This window comes from Limnoraphis robusta BA-68 BA1, from assembly GCF_034932365.1.
Taxonomy (GTDB): domain Bacteria; phylum Cyanobacteriota; class Cyanobacteriia; order Cyanobacteriales; family Microcoleaceae; genus Capilliphycus; species Capilliphycus robustus.
In genome coordinates this window covers 20,667-44,151 of sequence record NZ_JAYGHR010000003.1, presented here as the reverse complement: position 1 = coordinate 44,151, position 23,485 = coordinate 20,667, and the positions used below count along the sequence as shown (strand labels likewise).

Annotated in this window: 12 protein-coding genes; 8 read left to right on the top strand and 4 right to left on the bottom strand. The window is 41.7% G+C overall.

The window, feature by feature from the left end; all coding sequences use genetic code 11:
* The first annotated feature begins 556 nt into the window (after positions 1–556).
* From gltB to VB836_RS02410, 8 genes are all read left to right on the top strand, one after another.
* Positions 557–5,266: a glutamate synthase large subunit gene (gene gltB, locus VB836_RS02445; protein WP_407659553.1), complete on the top strand. Its 4,710-nt coding sequence runs from the start codon at positions 557–559 to the stop codon at positions 5,264–5,266.
* Positions 5,267–5,711: 445 nt separating this feature from the next.
* Positions 5,712–7,592 carry a glycoside hydrolase family 9 protein gene (locus VB836_RS02440; protein ID WP_323217841.1) on the top strand — a complete coding sequence of 627 codons (1,881 nt, stop codon included), beginning with the start codon at positions 5,712–5,714 and terminating at the stop codon, positions 7,590–7,592.
* Between the two features lie 21 nt (positions 7,593–7,613).
* Positions 7,614–8,906 (top strand): O-antigen ligase family protein, encoded by a 1,293-nt coding sequence (locus VB836_RS02435; protein ID WP_323217840.1) that lies wholly within the window; start codon positions 7,614–7,616, stop codon positions 8,904–8,906.
* 2 nt (positions 8,907–8,908) lie between these two features.
* Positions 8,909–10,213: a flippase gene (locus VB836_RS02430; RefSeq protein ID WP_323217839.1), complete on the top strand. Its 1,305-nt coding sequence runs from the start codon at positions 8,909–8,911 to the stop codon at positions 10,211–10,213.
* 179 nt (positions 10,214–10,392) lie between these two features.
* Positions 10,393–11,562 (top strand): glycosyltransferase family 4 protein, encoded by a 1,170-nt coding sequence (locus VB836_RS02425; protein WP_323217838.1) that lies wholly within the window; start codon positions 10,393–10,395, stop codon positions 11,560–11,562.
* Positions 11,563–11,818: 256 nt separating this feature from the next.
* Positions 11,819–12,889, top strand: coding sequence for a Gfo/Idh/MocA family protein (locus VB836_RS02420; protein WP_323217837.1), 1,071 nt, complete (start codon positions 11,819–11,821; stop codon positions 12,887–12,889).
* Positions 12,886–13,926, top strand: coding sequence for an NAD-dependent epimerase/dehydratase family protein (locus VB836_RS02415; RefSeq protein WP_323217836.1), 1,041 nt, complete (start codon positions 12,886–12,888; stop codon positions 13,924–13,926). Before VB836_RS02420 ends, VB836_RS02415 begins: the two co-directional genes overlap by 4 nt.
* Positions 13,927–14,055: 129 nt before the next feature.
* A complete protein-coding gene (locus tag VB836_RS02410; RefSeq protein ID WP_323217835.1) occupies positions 14,056–15,228 on the top strand; it encodes a glycosyltransferase family 4 protein in 1,173 nt (390 codons plus the stop codon).
* Between the two features lie 84 nt (positions 15,229–15,312).
* Here VB836_RS02410 and VB836_RS02405 read toward each other — a convergent pair whose 3' ends face one another.
* The 4 genes from VB836_RS02405 to VB836_RS02390 form a co-directional block, all read right to left on the bottom strand.
* Positions 15,313–16,512: a glycosyltransferase gene (locus tag VB836_RS02405; RefSeq protein ID WP_323217834.1), complete on the bottom strand. Its 1,200-nt coding sequence runs from the start codon at positions 16,510–16,512 to the stop codon at positions 15,313–15,315.
* Positions 16,513–16,576: 64 nt separating this feature from the next.
* Complete coding sequence (locus VB836_RS02400) at positions 16,577–18,766, bottom strand: GumC family protein (RefSeq protein WP_323217833.1); 2,190 nt, start codon at positions 18,764–18,766, stop codon at positions 16,577–16,579.
* 42 nt (positions 18,767–18,808) lie between these two features.
* Complete coding sequence (locus VB836_RS02395) at positions 18,809–20,278, bottom strand: polysaccharide biosynthesis/export family protein (RefSeq protein WP_323217832.1); 1,470 nt, start codon at positions 20,276–20,278, stop codon at positions 18,809–18,811.
* A gap of 354 nt (positions 20,279–20,632) precedes the next feature.
* Positions 20,633–23,485: Ig-like domain-containing protein (locus tag VB836_RS02390; protein WP_323217831.1), on the bottom strand; the 2,853-nt coding region annotated here is incomplete at its 5' end.

Genomic DNA, 23,485 nt, shown 5'->3' with positions numbered 1-23,485 from the left:
ACACTATGGTTGAGTGTATCCTAGTGACTACACAAAATTGTGACTGAAGACAGTTAGTTATGCAGCTCGTCGATCCCGTGTTCTAGGCTACATAATCAGCTCCGGTAGATCGGTTTAGATCAAACAAGGTCACAACAGAATCAGCGACTCAAGTGGCAATGTCGCCTCAAAGAGAGCAACATTCTGAAGTGGAAAAGACTCAATCCGTAATTTCCAGCACAACTCTAAGTCTATACCAACTGCAATTGACACTTGAATAGATATCTTTTTAGTGACTCCGAGGAATGGAAATTTTCCCTGTTTTTCTTTATCGTAAATTACTTAACAATTTCTATCAACGCCCGCCGTCGGGACTGTTTCAAGCATAGAAGCAGGGGTATCGCCATCAGTAGAAAATCGGATTAAGGGTCAATGATCGATGATCGGTTTATGTAAAGCGCGCTCACTGAAAGAGTCAACTGAACTTAAATAGTCTTCAATTCAATCGCCAAACTTGCATCTGTAGCTATTTTTGGCGCATCGCACCATCCCACAATTAGTTGAATCGAAAATTGACATGGATCACATCAACAGCATCGACAATCACAATCAACTCACAACAGTTGAGAACACAAACATCAGGGAACAGGGAACAGAGAATACTCCCCAGTCTTCATCTTCTCAGGGAATGCCCTACGCAGGTCAACGCTGGTTAGTCGAAGAACGAGATGCTTGTGGAGTGGGATTTATAGCTAACCCATCGGGGATTGCTAGCCATGATATTATTGCGAAAGCGTTACCTGCGCTGACTTGTTTAGAACATCGAGGCGGATGCAGCGCTGACTATGACTCAGGAGATGGGGCAGGGTTAATGAGCGCTATTCCCTGGGAGTTGCTGCAACAAACCCCGGAACTGTCAGCATCTTCAGAAATTCCCCTAGAACAGTTGGGAGTAGCGATGGTGTTTCTCCCCCCCGATGAACAGGCTCTGACTGCCCGAAAAATTATTGAAGACACATTGGGGCCGTTGGAATTGCAGGCGGTGGGATGGCGGAAAGTTCCGGTGAATTCTGAGGTTTTGGGGCCACTTGCGCGGGAAAATCAGCCTTTAATTGAACAGTTGGTGGTGTCTTCCCCCAGCTTAACCGGAGATGCCCTGGAACGACAGTTATTTTTAGCTAGACGTGGGGCTGGTGTGGCTCTGGAGGCGCAAGGACTGGTTTGGGGGCAAAATGTTTATATTTGCTCTTTCTCCTGTCGAACGATTGTTTACAAGGGGATGGTGCGTTCGGCGGTTTTGGGTGAATTTTATCTAGACCTGAAAAATCCCGCCTACAAGAGTGCCTTTGCGGTTTATCATCGCCGCTTTAGTACCAATACGATGCCGAAGTGGCCTCTGGCTCAACCGATGCGGTTGTTGGGTCATAATGGCGAAATTAACACGCTTCTGGGCAATATTAACTGGATGCGGGCGGCTGAAGGTAAGCTGGAGTCGGAGGTTTGGGGAGAACGACTCAAGACTTTAAAGCCGTTTGTGGATGCGAATAATAGTGATTCGGCGAATCTTGATAATGTGATGGAGTTGTTGGTGAGAACCGGACGGACTCCTATAGAGGCGTTGATGATTATGGTGCCGGAGGCTTATAAGAATCAGCCTGACTTGAAGGGACGGGAAAAAATTGTTGATTTCTATGAGTATTACAGTGGGTTGCAGGAACCTTGGGATGGGCCGGCGTTATTAGTCTTTAGTGATGGAAAACAAGTCGGTGCGACCCTTGACCGAAATGGCTTGCGTCCGGCGCGGTATTGTATTACGAAAGATAATTTGGTGATTGTCGCCTCGGAAGCTGGGGTGGTTGATATTCCTGATGCTGACATTGTTGAAAAAGGTCGTTTGGGACCTGGACAAATGTTGGCGGTTGACCTGGAAAGCCACGAAGTCCTGAAAAACTGGGAAATCAAAGAACGCATTGCGGCGGCTCATCCTTATCGCCAGTGGTTGGATGAATATCGCGTTAACCTCGAACCGCAGCCTTTTGAGGAAAAAACTCATTTAGATGAGGAAACTCAGCTTCGTCTGCAAACGGCTTTTGGTTACGGTTCGGAAGACCTGGATATGGTGATCGCCGATATGGCGAGTTTGGGGAAAGAACCGACTTTTTGTATGGGTGATGATATCCCGTTGGCGGTGCTGTCGGATAAACCCCATTTGCTTTATGATTATTTCAAACAACGGTTTGCTCAGGTGACGAATCCGCCGATTGATCCGTTGCGCGAATGGATTGTCATGTCGTTGAATATGCGACTCGGTGAACGGGGAAATTTGCTGAACCCTCAACCCCAAGATGCGGGAATGTTGCAAATAGAGTCTCCCGTACTCAATGAAGCTGAACTTGAAACAATCTTTCACAGTAAGTTTGATTGTATTAAACTCTCAACTTTGTATCCAGTTTCAGCAGGACCCGAGGGATTAAAACAAGCCGTTCAACAACTCTGTGAACAGGCGGTAGATGCGGTAAAATCCGGTAAGAACATTCTTGTTTTAAGCGATCGCAATTTGTCTTCTGAATTGACTTATATTCCGCCAATGTTAGCTGTTGGTGCGGTTCATCATTATTTGATTGCTAGTGGTTTTCGGTTGAAGGCGTCTTTAATTGTGGAGACGGCGCAGTGTTGGAGTACCCATCATTTTGCTTGTTTGATTGGTTACGGGGCTGCGGCGATTTGTCCGTATTTAGCGCTTGAAAGTGTTCGGGCTTGGTGGTCTAGCTCGAAGGTTCAAGGGGCGATGGAGCGGGGTAAGTTACCGCAGATTAGTATTAGTGTCGCTCAGAAAAATTATCGCAAAGCGGTTGAAGATGGGTTGTTAAAGATCCTCTCAAAAATGGGAATTTCCCTGCTTTCAAGTTATCAAGGGGCGCAGATTTTTGAGGCGATTGGGATTGGGGGTGATTTACTGGATTTGGGCTTTAAAGGTACCACTTCTCGCATAGGCGGGTTAACGGTTCAAGAACTCAGTCAAGAAGTGAATCAATCCCACAGTAAAGCTTTCCCAGAAATGACTCAGAAAAAGTTAGAAAACTTTGGCTTTGTCAACTTCTTTAAACGAGGTGAATTTCACAGCAATAACCCCGAATTGGCGAAGGTTTTACACGCAGCTATTCGCTCTGAAAATGGCAATGGTTCGGCTGAGAAATATGACCATTATCAAGCCTATCAAGAGTATCTGAAAGGTCAACCGATTTCGGCGTTGCGAGATTTGTTAGATTTGAACAGCGATCGCGAATCAATTCCCATCGAAGAAGTTGAATCTGTTGTCGAAATTGTTCAGCGCTTCTGTACGGGAGGGATGTCTTTGGGGGCGTTATCACCTGAAGCCCATGAGACGTTAGCGATCGCCATGAACCGTCTAGGCGGAAAATCGAATTCGGGTGAAGGCGGGGAAGATCCAGCCCGGTTTAAAGCGTTTGAGGATGTCGATGAACAGGGAAATTCCGCCACTCGTCCCTATCTCAAAGGGTTACGCAATGGCGATAGCGCCAGTTCCGCCATTAAACAGGTGGCTTCGGGACGCTTTGGGGTGACGCCGGAATATTTGATGAATGCTCACTCGATTGAGATTAAGATTGCTCAGGGGGCAAAACCCGGAGAAGGCGGACAGTTACCGGGTAAGAAGGTGAGTGCTTATATCGCCATGTTGCGACGCTCAAAGCCCGGTGTGACGTTGATTTCTCCGCCGCCTCACCATGATATTTACTCGATTGAGGATTTATCTCAACTGATATTTGACTTGCACCAGATTAATCCCCAGGCAATGGTATCAGTGAAGTTAGTCGCAGAGATTGGCATTGGGACGATTGCGGCGGGTGTAGCGAAGGCTAATGCTGATTATATCCAGATTTCGGGTCACGATGGCGGTACGGGGGCGAGTCCTCTGAGTTCGATTAAACACGCCGGAACCCCTTGGGAGTTGGGGTTGACTGAGGTTCATCGGGTGTTGATGGAGAACAAACTGCGCGATCGCGTGCGGTTACGAGTTGATGGCGGCTTGAAGTCCGGCTGGGATGTGGTTATGGGCGCACTCATGGGGGCTGAAGAGTTTGGCTTTGGTACCATTGCGATGATTGCTGAGGGTTGTATTATGGCGCGGATTTGCCATACCAACGGTTGTCCGGTGGGAGTAACAACGCAGCGAGAAGACTTGCGGAAACGCTTCCCCGGTACGCCTGACCATGTAGTGAATTTCTTCTATATGATTGCAGAGGAAGTTCGGCAGTTGTTGGCGCGGTTGGGTTATCGTTCTTTAACAGAAATTATGGGCCGTTCCGACTTGCTGAAAATGCGGGAAGGGGTGAAATTAACCAAGACTGGGGGGATTAACCTCGACTGTCTGATGAATCTGCCGGATACTCGCACAAACCGAGATTGGTTGAAGCATGATGGCGTTCACAGCAACGGCCCCGTATTGGATGATGTGTTGCTGGAAGATACTGATATTGCGACGGCTATTCGCAATCAGAGTGTTGTTGAAAAAACTATTCGACTGGTGAATACGGATCGGACTGTGGGGGCGCGAATTGCGGGTAAGATTGCGGCGTTGTATGGCAATACCGGATATGTCGGACAAGTTACGCTGAATTTTATCGGTTCTGCGGGTCAGAGTTTCGGCGCGTTTAATTTACCGGGGATGACTCTGGTGTTGACGGGTGAGGCGAATGATTATGTCGGGAAGGGGATGCACGGCGGAGAGTTGATTATCAAGCCGTCTGACTCAATAACCTTTGATGCCTCTGAAAATGTGATTATTGGCAACACCTGTTTGTATGGCGCAACGGGCGGAACGCTTTATGCTTTGGGTAAAGCAGGTGAACGCTTTGCGGTGCGGAACTCGATGGGACAGGCAGTGATAGAAGGCGCTGGCGACCATTGTTGTGAATATATGACGGGTGGTGTTGTCGTTGTGTTGGGTGCGGTTGGTCGCAATGTTGGGGCTGGAATGACTGGGGGTTTGGCTTATTTTCTTGATGAAAATAATCAGTTCCCGGAACGAGTTAATGGCGAAATTGTCAAGATTCAACGGGTTTGTACGCCTGCGGGAGAAAAGCAGTTGAAGGGACTGATTGAACAACACGCGGAACGCACAGGCAGTCAGAAGGCCAAGCAAATTCTCGCGGATTGGTCGAATTATTTACCGATGTTCTGGCAGGTGGTTCCGCCTTCTGAGGAAAATTCACCGGAAGCAAGTTCGGAGGGTTCTGGGTCGAAAGTTGCGGTGACAGCTTCTTAGCCAACTGTTTCTGTGAATGAATCAAAGGGTGTAACCTGAATGGTTGCACCCTTTTCTGTTGAGATTCGAGTTAATGACTTCAAAAGGTGACACCTATCAAGATCTTATGATATGTTTGAAATGTACTTTTTTTCAAAAGAGTCGGGGTGTTCAAATATCAGCGTAGATGCTAGTTTGGGTAAGATGAGATCCTAAATGTGGTAAGTCTACAGCAGAGCAAGTATTTTTTGCAAAAGTGAATACTTATTGAGTGATCTGGTAGTTCTATCTTAAGTTCTAGGGATTACTTTAGTTTTCTGGAAGTTTGTCTCAGACTTTCTGGTACAAGATTATACCCGAGCGCAATCGCTAAAGCGAACAATTTACATGATCAAGTACATTCTGCAATAAATGTTGACTAGGGATATCGAATGAGAATTTCAAGAACGGGTTGAGGAAAATACTGATGATTATGGGTAAACCGTTAAGATTCTTCAGTTATATCGTCATTAGTAGCTTATTTTTTCTAACGACAAATCTTCTTTTTGGAGTTAAACTCAAAGCCACATCAGCTAACTTGATTAGGGTCGATCAATTTGGCTATAGACCGGAAGATCATAAAGTTGCAGTTATTGTCGATCCGCAGTTGGGTTTTAACGAGCAAGTTTCTTTCTCACCCGGACAAACCTATGAAGTTCGAGATGCGAAAACAGATCGAACCGTATATTCTGGTGAAATTCAACTCTGGGCTGATGGAAAAATAGATTCTCAATCGGGAGATAAAGCCTGGTGGTTTGACTTTTCGGAAGTTAAAAATCCGGGTGATTACTATATTTATGATCCTGAAAATAACGAGCGTTCTTTCCCGTTTGATATTCGAGATGATGTCTATCGTCAGGTTTTGATTACTGCCACTCGGATGTTTTTTTATCAACGCAGTGGCTTTGCAAAACGTCCTCCCTTTGCTGATCCAAAATGGCAAGATGGAGCCGCTTTTTTAGGAGATAAACAAGATAGTTCTGCTCGGTATTTATATGATAAGGAAAACCCTAACTTAGAAAAAGATATGCGGGGGGGTTGGTTCGATGCGGGTGATATGAATAAGTACGTTACATTTGCCAATCAACCGATTCATCAGCTTTTAAGTGCATACATGGAAAACCCATCAATTTGGACTGATGATTTTAATATTCCTGAATCAAAAAATGGCATTCCTGACTTAATTGATGAGATTAAGTTTGAACTCGATTGGTTGAAAAGAATGCAGGATAATGATGGCGGAGTTTTTATTAAAATTGGCAATATCGATCATAATGCTGCTGAAAAACCGAGTCTAGATCGGCGTCCTCGATATTACGGGCCGAAATGTTCTTCTGCAACGATTGCAACGGCCAGTATGTTTGCTCATTCTGCATTCGTTTTGCAGCAGTTTCCTGCTTTACAAGCTGAGGCTAATGACTTAAATAACAGAGCAATAGAGGCTTGGAAATGGTACGAAAGTAACCCGAAGAAAACCGATTGTGATTCCCAGGAAATTAAGTCGGGAGATGCGGATAGAAGTTTGGAGGAACAGACGGCAACTTCTGTGGTTGCTGCGGTTTATTTATTTGCCCTGAATGGAGACTCTAAATACGGCGATTATATTAAACCAAATTTGAGTTCAACGCAACCCTTTTTAGATGATACTTGGTCTCGGTATCGACCTCACGAGGGTGATGCGCTGCTGTTTTATGCTCAACTTCCCGAAGCCGATCGAGATTTAAGCCGACAGATTTTGAGCCGATTTCAAGAGATGGTTACTTCTAATGCTAACTCTTATGGTTTTAATGAAAATCTTGCTCCTTATCGTTCTTATATGCCGGATTCGCAGTATCATTGGGGAAGTAATGCTGTGAAAGCAAACTATGGCAACACGAACTACGATGTCGTTATTTTAAACATAGATTCTGGCGAGCAAGAACGTTACAAAATCAGGGCGCTGGATCATTTACATTATTTGCATGGAGTTAATCCATTAGGTATGGTTTATCTCAGCAATATGTATGAGAATGGAGCCGAATATTCAGCTAATGAAATGTATCACGAATGGTTTGGGAAAGGGGTTTATGACAATGCGCTTTCTTCTAAATTTGGTCCGGCTCCAGGATATCTGACAGGAGGAGCAAACAAAGACTACACTGGCTCAATTAAAAAAGTTAGAACACAACCTCCGATGAAAGCTTATATTGATCGCAATGATGCCTATCCAGTCAATACTTGGGAAATTACTGAACCGGGTATTTATTATCAAAGTTCGTATCTAAAGCTGCTTTCACATTTTATTGCCAAGCGAGAACCGCAGTCCTAGTCAAACTCAAAAGATTTTTCTATGGAAAAATTACTCAAGTATTTTGAACCGACTTTTGCTGTTCTGGCAATCATTCATTATTCTGCAAACTGGCTTCCTTTGATTTTATCAGGAGGGGCAAGTGAGGGAGATGGAACCGATATAAATTCATTTGATTTTACCTTAAATGTTCTTCTGTTTCTCCTGACTTATGTGATTTCGGCAAGTCTATTATTACTGCGATGGAAAAAGTTTCTGATTTGTGTTAAAAAAGGGTCAATTATATGGGTTATGCTGGCGATCGCACTGGCTTCTTATTTTTGGTCTGACTTTCCGGCGCGAACGCTTAGAAGCTGTATCGGGTTAATTGGAAGCACACTTTTCGGCGTTTATTTGGGGAGTCGTTATACCCTGAAAGAGCAACTGAAGCTTTTAGTTTGGGCTTATGGAATTATCGCAGTATTGAGTGTCCTTTTCGCGATCGCTTTGCCCAGATATGGGGTCGAACAAGCCGTTCATGCGGGGGCTTGGCGAGGAATATATAACCATAAGAATCTCTTGGGAAGAGGGATGACAATGGGAGGAGTCGTTTTTGCGTTATCACCAAGTCTTTTTGAAAAGAAAGATCGGTGGCTTTGTCGAACGGCTTTGGGTCTCGCTTGCTTTCTTTTATTGATGGCGAAATCATCAAGTTCACTGATTAATTTTACACTGTTAATCATCAGCCTGACAGCCTATCGAATTCTTCGGTTTCGTTTTCTTTTGCTAATTCCTGCATTCCTAGCCCTGGTCACTTTGAGTATGACTATTTTTGAAATTTATACTGCAAATGCTGAGGAATTGCTAGGATTAATTGGTAAAGATCCGTCTTTGACAGGTCGTACTGATATTTGGGCTTGGGTCGGAGAAATGATTGACAAGCGCCCCTGGCTGGGATATGGCTATACAGCATTTTGGCAGGGATTAGATGGTGAGTCTGCTTATATAATTCGAGCGGCTAGATGGCCAGTACCTTACTCCCATAATGGCATTCTTGATCTTTGGTTGGACATCGGTTTGCTGGGTGTTTCTGCATACTTACTGGGGTTTGGAATTAACTTCTTGAAAGCCATTTTTTTGGCTCGATTTAGTCTGGACTTGGATGGACTTTGGCCTTTGATTTTTCTCACGTATCTCATTCTGACGAATGCCTCAGAAGGGGGAATTCTTGCTCAGAACAATATATTTTGGGTTTTGTACACGGCTTTATCACTTTCTATGACGATGCCAATTGAGAAACCAACTCAACCCAAACTGCCATCAGAAATTTCATCCCACTTACTCACTAAAAACTGATTGTGATTAACTTCAATAATTTCAAGTCTAAAATCATCAGCATCTTGGAAAAACCGCTATTTCGGGGAACTTTATGGATGCTGGGTAGCCGAGTGATTGGCATCGCAATGCAAGCCGGTTATTTTGTTCTCATTGCTCGAACATTGGGAGCTAATAATTTTGGGATGTTTATGGGAGTCAGTGCTTTAGCTGTGATACTCAATCCCTTTTCGACTCTGGGAAGTGCAGATCTTCTAATTAGAGATGTTTCTCGCGATCGCTCATTGTTTCGAGAAGGATGGGCTAATGCTTTATTAACGACAGCAGTTTCGGGCAGTTGTCTAATTATTTTAGCCCTGTTGACAGCATTGTATATTTTTCCTCAAAAGATTCCTCCTTTAGCAATATTACTAATTCTAGCATCCGATCTTGTCGGATTAGCACTGTGGAATCTTTCTTCCGGCGCATTAATTGCAGTGGGTTTGCTCAAAAAAGCAGCTCAACTTCAAGTTTGTTTGAATTTTTCTAAGCTGGTTGCTGCCATTTTATTGGCGGTGGGCTTTCAAGAACCAAATGTTTTTGTTTGGTCAATTTTGTATTTTTTAGGAAATGGGATAACCGCTTTAGTTGCGATTTTGCTGGTTAATAAAATGGTAGGTTTCCCCGGAAAACCAAACTTATCAAAAATTAAATCCAATTTTAACCAAGGTATTTACTTTTCAATTGGAGCCTCGGCTGATGTGGTGAATGCCAGTATTGACAAAACTATGTTGACAAGTCTGGCAACGCCCAATGAAACAGGTTTATATGCTGCGGCTTATCGTTTAATAGAAGTTGCATATATACCTCTCCTATCTATATTTTCATCAACTTATGCAAAATTTTTTGAGCAGGGAAAGACTGGCATTTCTGGAACTCTTGCCTTGGCAAAACGTTTGGTTCCTATTGTTATAATTTACGGGATTGTTGCTTGTATCGGGTATTGGCTTTTTTATCCTTTTATTCCCTATATTTTAGGAGAAGAATATCAAGCCTCTACTCCAGTATTGCTTTGGTTATCACCGATGCCATTCTTAATTGGAATGCAATGGATTGCGGCTGATACGTTGAGCGGATCTGGATATCAACGAATTCGGGGATTGATCACCTTATGCACGGCTTTTTTTAATGTCACTATTAATTACTTCTTGATTCCTATTTATTCTTGGAAAGGAGCAACGTGGGCTACCCTGGCTTCAGATAGTATAAAAACGTTGCTTTTGTGGGGAGCCGTGGCATTTTTTTACCAGCAACAAGTTCGACAAAGTGATCTCAAGCACAAAAAATAGTATCGCTTTTAAAAAAAATTAAAATCAAATTTTCTTGACGTTTAACCGATCCTAAACTATGCTAAGTACAGAGCAATTTACAACCGATTCAACCCGGAACATCAAGCAACTGAGGGATCGATCATAGTCCCGTTTATGTTTCAGCTTCGCAATTTTGAAACGGACAACAAATTTAAAGCATGAAAATACTACTCTTAAATAATTACGACTTGAATCGAACCCTAGAAGAATGGCAAGAAGATGGTCAAGCAGAACATCAACTCTGGGGAATAACACAACTCGACAAGTATGAAATCAAAGCTGATCTTATTCAATATCAGGTTTATGAAAATCTTAAGAATCTTAGTCAAAAGCTAAAAATATTAGGCGATCTGGATCAAGAAATAAGGGTAATCAAACAAATCTCTCAATACGATTTAATCTATTCGGGACACTATTTAACGACATCTTTACTGGGGCTATTGCGAAGATTGAGAATACTCAAAAAACCTATAGTAGCGGTAGCTTTTCAATCTCCCCGACCCAGTTTTTTTGCCAAAATATTTGCCAAGTTGACCCTAGCAGGTAATGATAAGATCATCTGCCTTAGTGATGGTATTAAAAAGCATCTTGAAGACGATTTTAATATCTCCCCTGAAAAATTAGAATTTATTGAATGGGGCTATAATACAGAATTTCATCCACCCGCTCTATCTAATATTGATAATTGTCGTCAAGAAGGATATATTTTGAGTGCGGGGAAATCATTCAGAGACTACGATACTCTAATAAAAGCTTTTGAAGAGATTGACTTTCCTTTAGAAATTATTGGCTATAGCGATAATATCCTAGAACGCCTCAACTCTATCCCTAAACATATTAATATTACCCTAACTCTTGCCCTTGATGTATTAGCACATCTTCCGAATAATTATCAAGTCAATCAACTCCCTCAAAACATTAAAGTTTTAGAAAAATTACTCTCGACAGCTCAACTCTTACCGAAATATCATCATGCTTATGCAGTAGCTATTCCGCTTGCACTTCCTGAGCATAAACCCTATAACACCGTAGGATTATCTAGTCTAATTGAAGCCATGTGTATGGGAAAAGCTGTTATAGCTACCGAAAATCAAGACATGGGAGTTGATCTCGAAAAAGAAGGAATTGGAATCACTGTTCCCCTTAAAGATAGTTTAGCTTGGAAACAAGCCATCCAATATCTTTTAGACCATCCCCAAGAGACTCAAGAAATGGGTCAAAAAGCTCGTTATCTTGCAGAACAAAAATACAATTTGGGGAACTTTACTCAGAAAGTAGCCCAATGTATGCACAAGACATTGCTCAATAGTGGGACTGATTCTAAGTAGAGCTTTTCCGAACAACTTACCCAATCCAATGATGACAGGCTAGTTACAAATCTTGCTTGCTAAGGGGGAGAATATTAGTGATGAGATTCAAGTCGAGCGGGCTAGCACAGCCATCATTTTTCCAGTCTATAAGCTCTTTTATCTGCAACTTTTAAAAAATTGTTTTATCGAGGATTTACTCTTGTTTTTTGATTTTATATGAACTATAATTTAGGTTAAAAGCATCTGCTAAAAAGAACAATAAATAAAAATTGTGATGACAACACTAATACAAATATCTACCTTGAAAGCTACGGTCATTGGTACCGGCTTAATTTCCAAGGAGCATCTGAGCTTTTTAGCCGAGTCTAGTCGAGTTAATTTAGTCGGAGTCTGTGACCTTTCTGAAGCGGCTGCCAACTATGCAACCCAGAGATTCGGTGCGGAAAAATTCTATACGAATTACCGCCAGATGCTCGAAGAGGCGAAGCCAGATGTTGTTCATATTCTGACCCCGCCTCACACCCACAAAACTATAGCAATGGACTGTCTTCAAGCGGGCGCCCATGTCATTTGCGAAAAGCCAATTACTCCAACTTATGACGAATTTAAAGAGCTTTGGTCTTTCGCCAAACAATGCGATCGCCACTTAATCGAAAACCAAAACTATCGTTTCAACCAACCGATTTTAAAGCTACAAAAGTTAGTTCAAGAGGGAACCTTAGGGGAAGTCGAGGATATTGAAGTTAGAATGGCGTTGGATATTCGCAGTGGGGGACGTTATGCGGATGAAAATCTTCCCAGTCCACTTCACAAACTTCCAGCAGGTGTCATTCACGATTTCATTACCCACTTATGTTACCTGACATTGCTCTTTCTTCAAGACTTTGATGGCGTTAAAGTCGCATGGAACAATTACGGGGGTGGTGATTTGTTCAAATATGACGACCTTGATGCACTGGTTTTTTCCGGGAGTAAACACGCTCGCATTCGCTTTAGTTCCTATACTCAACCGGACTGTTTTTCTGTAATTTTACGGGGTTCGAGAGGCTATGCAGAAGCCGATATCTTTCAACCTTACGTTCGATGTATCGTTCCTCGTGCTGTAGGTAAACAACTTTCACCATTGGCGAATCAGTTATCCAATGGATGGACGCTGATGAGTGCAAGCGTCAATAATTTTCGTCGTAAGCTTTTGCAACAAACTCCTTACGAAGGGCTGCATTTTCTATTAGATGAAACCTACAAAGCTTTGCAGGAAAACAAGCAACTACCGATCAGTTTTGAAGACATGGAGTTAACCAGCCGTTTAGTCAACGCATTAGTAACCAAGGAGAACTATCTATGAAATTATTTGTCACAGGCGCATCGGGATTTTTAGGACAGTATATTGTCGCCGAAGCCTTGCGAAAAGGGCATCAAGTCAGTGCTGTTATCCGGCCGAAAACCGATCTTAGCCGCTTGTCTTGGTACGATCATCCCGAGGTGAAATTAGTCCGGCTCGATCTCAGGGAAATGTCCGGTCTGATAGAATCGCTTCAGGGCGTGGATAATGTGATTCATTTGGCGGCCGTAAAAGCTGGAGATTTTTATACTCAGTTTGCGGGGACTGTGATTGCCACCGAGAATCTTTTAACTGCGATGAAAAAAGCTGAAGTTAAACGTTTAACAGCGATCAGTACGTTCTCAGTTTATGATTATCTGAATATGCGTTCCGGTCAAATTTTGGATGAAAATTCTTCCCTAGAAAAAAATCCACTGAACCGGGATGAATATGCTCAAACCAAACTGATTCAAGAAGAACTTTATCGAAATTTTGAGCGCGATGGCGGACAAGTTGCTATCATTCGTCCGGGGATGATTTATGGTCGGGATTACCTTTGGAATGCTTGCTTGGGTGCGGAATTGGGGGAAAGCGCCTGGTTGAGAATTGGCGCCAACGCCATTATGCCTCTAACTTACGTTGAAAATTGCGCGGAAGCCATTGTCATTGCTAGCGAGTGCGAGGGGGCTGTGGGTCACACCATAAACATCGTTGACGATGATTTACCCACGCAAAATATCTATGCAAAAAAACTCATGGAGTACATGGAAAAAACGCCCCGTACTTTTTTTGTAAGCTGGACTGTAATCCGATTAATTGCTCGCAGTGCCTGGTTGTACAACCACTGGTTTCTCAAAGGTAAAGCCCGTTTACCGGGTATCTTTGTCCCCGCAAAATTGCACGCTCGGTTTAAGCCTCTAAGATATAGTAATCACAAGGCTAAAGAGGTTTTAAACTGGAAGCCTAAGTATTCTCTCCAAACTGCTTTTGAACGTTCCTGTAGTGATGCTGATTTATTGGCTGTTCCCTTACCTGAATCGACTGTTTATAAAATCGCTTAGAGTTTTATTTACAGCATCAATGTCTATTCTAGCCAACTCGATCTTAGAACGTTAAACCGAGATTGAATTGGCTAGAGGTGCAAATACTGGTTCATCGTTTTTTTAGAGTAGGATAAAAAATCATCAGCCATGCACCTGATTGCTTTAGAAAGCCAACCTTCCTCCACTCTAGGGGGTCAAGAATTAAATCTGCTTGAGATTTGTCAAAGTCTTACCAGTCGCGGGCATGAAATTAGTTTAGTCTATACAGAAGAAGGAGATCTATTGGAGAGCTACGGGAAGTTTTGCAAAAACTTAATTCCCGTCAAACGCTATCAACTTTACCACAAGAATCCGGCAGATATCCTCCAGTTTACTTTAGATCTTTTTCGGGACGTTTTGAAAATTTCTACAGGCTCCGATCCGGTGATTTTTTCTAATGATTTTCGCTCGGTATTTTGGGGTTATAGTTTATCAGTTTTCAAAATAATTCCTTTAGTCTCTTATTTGCAGTTACCGGGAACTCCGTTTAAGTTAAAGTGGCGTCCGGGCTTATCCGGTGTGCATCAATTTATTGCTGTTTCTCAAGTCACTAAAGACAGATGGGTTAAGTTTTGTGGTGTTGATTCTGACAAAATTGATGTGGTTTACAATGGCATAGATCCCGAAAAGTTTAGTCCCGGGAATGATATCATATCTCGCTGCAATCATTTTAATATTTTGGGATCAAAGCGAGTTTTTTCCTTCCTCGGACGACTTAACCCCAATAAAGGGATAGAAGTTCTCATTCAAGCCTTTGCTTTGGTTGCCAATCGCAGAACGGATGTGAGTTTACTGATTGCAGGAAATCCCGCCCTTGAACCGACAGAAGATTCACCAGAAGCGAGGATTGCCTACCGTCAATCTTTAGAAAAAATGGTACATGACTTGGGTATTGGAGAAGTTGTTCAGTTTCTCGGACACGTTCCCAATACACCCGATCTTTACCGAGCGAGCGATGTCACGGTTGTTCCCAGTATTTGGCCCGATCCCTGTCCCCGCGTGGTCTTAGAAGCCTTATCGAGTGGTACGCCTGTTGTCGGAAGCCGAGTCGGAGGAATTCCGGAAATGATGACGGGTGAACTCAGTCAGTATCTTGTTGAACCGAGTTGTCCAGAACAATTAGCCGAAGTTCTCCTGTCGGTTGCAGATTGGCGAGATTTTGACCCCGAATTGGGTCGGCGCTGTCGTCAGTATGTGGTTGATCGCTTTAGTCCTCAAACAATGATCGATGGAATTGAGAGTATTTTGTTGAAAACAATTCGTGAATATTATCAGCACTAATTACTCACGATTTATTATATAAAAGCAGATTATTTGCAGTCGGTATCTAGAAAAAACTGATAATTTTTGGCTTAATTTTGTGAATTAATCTTGTTTGAGAAGGGAGTTGAGTTGAGAGAGAAAATTCTCAATTACACCATACCCAAATAGCGACTCCAGCAAAGCACGGTCCGGTCTGTTTGATTGCTCCTCCGCCAAACAATTTAGAATCTCATTGGCAAAAGATGGCGCATCGGATGCGACTCGGAAATATTGTCTCGCGGCTTCTGGTAAACCGGACAATCCTTTGGGTCTAGAAATAATAGGTTGACCAATCGCCAACATATCGATTGACTTAATACTAACACCACTTCCGGTTGCTACCGGATCGATTAAAACTCGACCGGACTGATAAATTGTCATGGCGTCAGGGGGATTAATCTTTAAATCCAAACCTTCCTTATTTTCGCACATTGTTTTGATTTTCGCAACGGGGTTTGAACCCGCAATCAAAACTTTAATCCCCGGCGATCGCCCTTTCAAAATCGGAAAAACTTCTTCAACAAACCAAGTTACACCTGCTACATTGTTTTCGGAATTCAGATTTCCGAGAAAGACGACATCATAGGATTTTACTTCTCTATTTGTATCATTATTTTGATTATTTTCTTGAGAAAATTCAATCAGAGGAGGCAAAAAATAGCCGTTTTGTAATCCCTGACTTTTCCAAAAATTTAAGTCATCTTTGGAAATATCATAAAAAGCTAAACTTTCTTTTAAAAGCGACTTTTCATAGGCTTCTAAATGATTAAGAGACAACAATCTAAGGAGCTTTTTATATCCCTTAGCACATTGAAGATAATAGCGATAATGCAAATGTTCGATATCATGCGATCGCACAATCATCGATATTTCTAAAGCCTTACTCAACCGAGAAGCGACCCAACCACTGTGAATGTGATCGCAGAAAATTACATCGGGCTGAAAACCCTGAACCGAGTCTAAAATTCGTTTCCATTCTTCTCCTCGCACAATTCTAGATGTCACTTCTAAAGGGTATGAAAATAAATCCAATACCCGACGAATATAAACCTCTAAACCCCGCTTATAAATGATGAGATCAAACTCTTTAACGTACTGATGAATGACACCTAAACTCTCAGCATTGGGCATTTCACGAGACCAACAAATTAGCTGTATTTCTGTTCCCTGTTCCGCTAACATTTTCACCCGACGCCAAACATCTACTCTTCCTCCGTGAATGGGAGGATAAGGAATCTCCATCGCAACAATAGTCATTTTCATGGTTGTTTATTTAGAAATAGTAGGGTTGATTTTTAATATAGACAGTTTGAGTTGAGAAACTTAACTAAACTCTAGTCGAAGACTTTGGATAAATCTGAGGTTTCACTTTTTTCGTCGGAAAGTAACGTTTTGCATGGTAGAAATACTGAGCAGATTCGTTTTTACTAATCGCATTAACCACCAAACCTAACACCCGTTGATTAGATCGTTCTAACATTTCTTTTGCTGATTTGGCACTGGCTCGATCTAAAACCCGAGGACGAGCAACGAGTAGGACACCGCTCGCCATTTGACTTAACGTTAGAGCATCCGCCGCTAAAATTAGGGGTGGAGTATCGATAATCACAAAATCATAGTCTTCTGAAAAGTTGCGAATTAGAGAGGTCATTCGTTTAGAATCCAGGAGAGCCAGAGGATTTGGGGGAGTGACTCCGGATGGAATAATATCTAATCGTTCAATTCCCTGACGAATCACGCTTGAGAGTTCAGCTTGACCGACTAAAATATCACTTAACCCGACGGCATTTGTTAATCCCCAGAGATGATGTTGAGAAGGCTGACGCATATCTGCATCAATCAGCATTACCCGATATCCCAGTTGAGCCAATGTTGCAGATAAATTCGCAGAAACGGTTGATTTTCCCTCTTTAGGAACGGAGCTAGTGACCACAATAGTTTTAATTCGTTTATCAGAACTCAGAAACTTGAGGTTGGCTTGTAGCATCCGGTAAATCTCGCTAATAAACGAGTCCGATGCTTCAACAACCGGAATATCTGGAGTTGCTTTTTCTCCTTGAAAATAGCGAGATAACCGCTTACTCTTAAACATGGGAATAATACCCAATAATGTATATCTGAATGTCTTTTTAGCTTCTTCGACGGTTCTAACATTTTGATCTCCCATTGCTAAAATTAAAACAGATGTTGTTGCGCCAACCAATCCGAGCATTATCCCTAAAGCTATAAGTTTGGTTTTTGCCGTGCTGCCTGTTTCCGGAGCCACAGCTTCTTCAATTACTCTAGCATTATTGGTACTTTTATTTTCTGCAACTTGTACTTCTTCTAAATTTTTCAGTAATGTTTCATAGGTCACTTGTGCAACCTGAACTTTTCGTTGGAGTTCTTGTTGTTCCTGTTCAAGTTGAGGAAGATTTTGCGATCGCTGTTCATAGTTTCTGCGAGAAGCATATAGAGACTCTAGTTGACGAGTTAATTCGACGCGCTGAATCTCATTGGCAATAAATCTTTCAAGCTGATTATTTTTCTGACCTTGTGGAACTTGTAATAGACCTTCTGGAACAACAGCTTGACTTCCTAACGCTTGTTCAACTTGTTCTTGTAAAGCTGCATTGAGTGAATCTCGCTTTTGTTTCAAAGCAATAATTCTTGGATTTTTATCTTTAAAACGTTTTCTTTCATTCACCAATTCAGACTCGACATTCTCAAGCTCTGTGAGAATCCCAATTAGCACTGGAGATTGACTGAGCGTGTTAATTGCAATTGCTTCTTCTAGGTCGAATCCGGCTTGAGTTTGTAGGGATTCTGCTAGAGCATTAACTCCACTGAGTTCTGATTCTAAAACTGTAATTTTTCGATTTAATTCTGCTTGTTCTAGAACGGCTGTTCTAAATTCTTCCTCTAAATCTAATACTTGATTTTTCTCTTTAAAGCTCCGTAAAGCTTGTTCAGCTCGAAAAACTTCTTGTTGAACTGGAGGAAGTTGCTGAGAGATAAATTCTCTTGCCTCTCTTGCTTCATCTTGGTTCATATTAACATTGGTTTGGATATACACCTCCATCAAAGTATTCACAATATTCGCTGCTTCTAGCGGATCTGGACTTTCATAAGATAGAGAAACAATATCTGTTCCACCAATGATCTTAACTTCTAGACTATTTCTAATAGTTTGTGGATCAATTAATTTTCCTTCATCATCCACTAAATTTAATTGCTCAATCACCTGATTCAATAAACGATTAGAAGAGATAATTTCAATCTGTGTGCTGAGAGGCGTTTGGTCAGCCAGTAAGGCTTTCAACTCTCCTAAACCCTCACCAATACCAGCGAGAGAGGAAGTTCTATCTACTTTAAATAAGAGTTTGCCACTGGCTGCATAAGTGGGCTTTAAATATTTAGTACCATAGACAGACAAACCTACACAGAGTAAAAAAACACTAATCACTATTAACCAATATCGTTTGACTGTTTGTAAATACTTACCAATGTCTAAATCAATTGATTCTCTATCTTCCATAAGTTCCTCCTTAAATGTATAAAAATATAGTCTTCTTTCAGATTATCTACTCCAGAACTGAATCACATTTAACACGGACGAAATGCCGATAATTCCGCCAAAAGGCTTCAACGCCTCTTCTAGAGAATCACCAAATCTAGCGCCACCAGAGCGACTCACAAGAATCACATCATCTCGCTTTAAAATAGGATTGGTCGCTTCATTAATTCCGGCTTCTAAGTTAATCGGTATATTTCGTCGAGAAACCGTTCCATTGGGATTCAAACGAATCAGTTCAACGGTTTCTTTATTGGCTCGGCGTTGATCAAATCCTCCAGCCGCTAAGATTGCTTGATTTAGGGTAGTATCTGGTGCAACATTAACAGCGCCAGGACGGATCACCTCACCCACCACATTAACTTGAATCGTTTGGGGAGAAAAGCTCGCTCTAGCTAAAGCAGTAACTTCTGTGGAGTCAATTTCCCTCGCTTGGGGAATGGTAATCGAATCTCCGGGTTGCAACGCCACATCCTGAGTCACATCTCCTTGAGTGAGAAGTTCCCACAAATTAATTGTCACCACCTCTTCTACCCCAGCGTTTGTGAGTCTGCGAAGTTGAATTTCACGAATATTTGCTAGAGGTGTAATTCCGCCTGCACTGGTAATGGCTTGGGTAATAGTAGGAGGCTGGGAACTTGTAGCTCCGGACTGTCCACCGACCTGATGAGTACCGGGGTTAAACACTTCACCGACAATGACAACAGAAAATGGCTCAATCTCCTTTGAGGCAAAGCTAGCTGAAGTCAGTTGACGAATGGCTATCGGGTCAAAGGTTGGGGCTTTGGGAACAAAAATTGTATCTCCATCTCGCAGAAGTACATCCTGACTGATATTCCCCTGTTCTAGTAAGTCTTTCAAATTCACAGTAATTAACTGTTGATTGGGATTAATGCGGCGAATCTGAATTTGACTAATATCAGCAAGCTGAGTCACTCCTCCCGCCTGTTGAAGAAGCTGTGTTACTTTGAAAAACTGAAATTGTCGGGTTTGAGAGTTAGGAACTAAAAGCGGGATCACATAACTTCCTGGACGAAGCACCTCACCTGCAACCACAACCGAGAGAGGACGAGGAGATAAAAGACTGACTGTCGCAAAAGGTTGCTGAACAAACGGAGTGTATTCTGTTGTAATTAAATTCGTTAATTGAGAAACAGTTAAGCCAGCAACATTCAGGCGTCCAATCAAAGGCATAGTCAGGCTACCATCGTTGAGGATGAGATATTCTCCACTATATTCGGGAACATCCAGAATATCCACACGCAAAAGGTCGCCTGGCCCGAGGGTGTAAGCGTCTGTATCTGCTGAATTTGTAATGTTTGATGGCTGAGGAAAAACTAGATTAGGTTGTTGAGCTTGAGCGTGAGCAACATTAAGCCATGCTACGCAGAATAAGCCTGATAGACATTTTATCCCAGCGTTAATCAATTTTAATTTGACATAAGAGGATAGACGAAGCTGATTAAAATCAAGCATAGATACTTCAGAGGTAACTTGGCTGACTCAGGATTAAACTTAGAAGCACCCTAAACTCACTAAGCTTTCTAGTCAGAGACTGAAAAATTGACTTCCTTACCCAGTCTGGCATTTTTTATCCGGGTTGTCTCATCCATTTTATCTTTACCCTGCCAAACTAACATACTATAAGCATTCTAGCTTCATATTAACGAAGAGTTGTAGAGAGTGATCAACTGCAACAACCGATTTTACAAAACCGCATTGACACAAACCCTTCCTAACTTTTCGCTGATTGGGGGAGTCGGACAGACAGTAGAGATCACTAATAATAATCTATACTGCCAGAACTTGATCAGCTAATATCTAGCAAATTTATTCCAACTCAAGGAAGTCTTCCGCCGTAATAGAGTTGACCTGTACACCTATTAATTGAGCAATAAGTTTAGTTTCAACAAAAATTAAAGTCTGATTTTCTCCGGTTTCAATTGTTAAATCGGAGAAGGTTAAACCGCCAATTAATCCTAAGTAATCTTCGCCATTTGTAAAATCAATAATCCTATTGGTTCCACTGTTTGAACTTAAGATAAATCCATCTCGACCTAAATCTCCGTATAAAGTATCATTTCCGATATCACCAAAGAGTCTATCATCTCCGTCACCTCCAACAAGCGTATCATCACCTCTACCGCCATAGAGGGTATCATTTCCTTCTCCTCCACAGAGGAGATCATCGCCGCCATTTCCAAACAGCAAATCATCGCCTCTCCCGCCATAAACTTGATCCTGAAAATCTACATTTTCCGATGAATCTTCAAGACTAATAATATCTCCAAATAAAGTATCATTGCCATCATTTCCACATAAAGTATCATTTCCTAAATCACCAAACAACAGATCATTTCCGACTTCTCCAAACAGCAAATCATCGCCTTTTCCTCCGTAGAGTTTATCCTCGGCTTCACCACCCATCAGAGTATCATTATCGGAATTCCCAAAAATTACATCATTTCCGATTCCTCCCCATAACAAATCTCGTCCTTCTAATTCAGTTTGATTGGGGTCGTTTGTATCTCCAAATAGGGTATCATTTCCTTTATCTCCAAATAGAGTATCATTCCCCAATTCACCTCGCAGTAAATCATTATCTTTTCCACCGTAGGCAAAATCATTCTCTTTTCCGCCATAAATCGTATCGTTACCCAGGCTACCTTGCAGTAAGTCATTACCTTGATTCCCATACAAAACATCAGCATTGTTGGTATTATCAAGAATATTTTCTCGACCTGGATCAGCAATTAAAGTATCATTTCCTAAATTTCCAAATAGGGTATCATTTCCTAAATCTCCATAGATTTTATCGTCATCTTTTCCCCCAAAGGCGAGATCATTTCCGTTCCCGCCACTAATAACATCATTTCCTTCATTTCCTTGGAGAAAGTCATCGTTATCACCGCTAATTAACCAATCTCGCCCGTTTAAGTCAGGAATAAATAAATCGTTTGTTCCGCCAAAAAGGGTATTATTTCCTGAATTTCCGAACAGAGTATCTTCACCCAACCAGCCAAATAAAACATCATTTCCGCTTCCGCCATCAATCAGATCATCACCTGTTCCCCCATTAATGAAATCGTTCCCTAAATTTCCTTCTAATGAGTCATTTCCAGCTTCTCCAAATATCCAATCATTTCCACCTAGACCAACAATTCTTTCACTTTCATTAGAACCGAATAAAATATCATCGTTTTCTGTTCCTTCTAAGGATATAGGAATAGAATCAAAGGAAATTCTGGGGAAAACGGGCGGTTCCGGTAGGGGAATTCCTTCTAATATGGGTAGAGGAATACAGCCACAAATTAGGTCAATCTCATCATCTTCTCTGGGAATCGTCGTACTGTCAATTTCTAGGGTGATTGTTGCTATATTAGAAATAGCGTTATCATTATCAGTAGCCTGATAAGTAAATGTAACAGTTCCTAAAAAGCCCGAATTGGGAACGTAGGTTAATTGAGAGGCTTGATCAAGGGTTAATTGTTGAACCTGAGTTAACGTTGTAATGGCGGTTTGATCGAGAAAAAGTTGACCTGTAGAGGGTAAACTGTTAATAATAAAACTAACAACTTGACCATCAGTATCAGTTGCAGTTAATGTCGGAATGGTAATATCTGAAGCATCATTTATTAAATCAAAAAGACTTAAATCTTCAGCAATCGGTGGTAAGTTGGGAGGATCTAATGGAACTTGTTGGGTAATAATCGGAAAAGTAATCGTTGCGATATTAGAAGACTCTCCATCATTATCAATCGCAAAATAACCTAACTCTAGATTACCGACAAAGGTGGAATTCGGCGTAAAACTCAGTGAAGAAATCTGGGAATCGGTTAACTGTTTAACTTGAGATATATTGCTAACTTCAATCCCATCTAAAAACAGTTTACCTTGATTAGACGCTGGTAAGTTCGTAAGAGAAAATAGTTCTACTTCCCCATCAGAATCGCTAGCAATTAAACTCGGAAAAGCAACATTAACCTGATTATTGAAAAAAGGTTGAGTCGCCACAGATTCAGCGATTGGCGGTTGATTTGCAATCAGGGGAATAGTAACAGTTGCAAGATTGGAAGTTGCTCCGTCATCATCGGTTACAATAAAACTAAATTGGCTTTCTCCAACAAAATCTTGATTGGGTATAAAGGTTAATTGACTGGCTTGATTAATCGAAATAGGTTGATTATTTTGAACCGCTTCCCCACTGAGAAGTAATTCCCCTCCGGTTGGTAATTCTAGAATCGTAAAACTCTCAACAATTCCATCTTCATCAGTGGCGTTTAAAGCTGGAAGTGAAACTTGAGACAGAGTGTTTTTAACAGTAGGAATTGTTTGACTTTCAGCAACAGGTGGAATATTTGTCGGAATATTTTCAGCAACAACAAGAATGCTAAAAGTAGCAGGAGTTAAATCTTCATCGCCATCGTCATCAATAGCAGTGTACTGAAATTGCAGATTTCCGACAAAATCAGTATCAGGAGTTAGGGTAAGATTTCCTGCTTGGTTGAGGGGAATTTCTTCATTAACATCCAGTAATTCACCATTGAAAAACAGTCGTCCATTAACAGGAAGTTGGGTAATTCTGAAACCGACAATTTCCCCATCTTCATCCATTCCCTGTAAAGGTTGGAGAGAAATATTGCTAGAATTGGCGACAATTTCGGAGTTGGTAATATTCTCAGC

Coding starts and splice junctions, on each gene's coding strand:
- gltB (WP_407659553.1), top strand. CDS start 557: ATGGATCACATCAACAGCATCGACAATCACAATCAACTCACAACAGTT.
- VB836_RS02440 (WP_323217841.1), top strand. CDS start 5,712: ATGATTATGGGTAAACCGTTAAGATTCTTCAGTTATATCGTCATTAGT.
- VB836_RS02435 (WP_323217840.1), top strand. CDS start 7,614: ATGGAAAAATTACTCAAGTATTTTGAACCGACTTTTGCTGTTCTGGCA.
- VB836_RS02425 (WP_323217838.1), top strand. CDS start 10,393: ATGAAAATACTACTCTTAAATAATTACGACTTGAATCGAACCCTAGAA.
- VB836_RS02420 (WP_323217837.1), top strand. CDS start 11,819: ATGACAACACTAATACAAATATCTACCTTGAAAGCTACGGTCATTGGT.
- VB836_RS02415 (WP_323217836.1), top strand. CDS start 12,886: ATGAAATTATTTGTCACAGGCGCATCGGGATTTTTAGGACAGTATATT.
- VB836_RS02410 (WP_323217835.1), top strand. CDS start 14,056: ATGCACCTGATTGCTTTAGAAAGCCAACCTTCCTCCACTCTAGGGGGT.
- VB836_RS02405 (WP_323217834.1), bottom strand. CDS start 16,512: ATGAAAATGACTATTGTTGCGATGGAGATTCCTTATCCTCCCATTCAC.
- VB836_RS02400 (WP_323217833.1), bottom strand. CDS start 18,766: ATGGAAGATAGAGAATCAATTGATTTAGACATTGGTAAGTATTTACAA.
- VB836_RS02395 (WP_323217832.1), bottom strand. CDS start 20,278: ATGCTTGATTTTAATCAGCTTCGTCTATCCTCTTATGTCAAATTAAAA.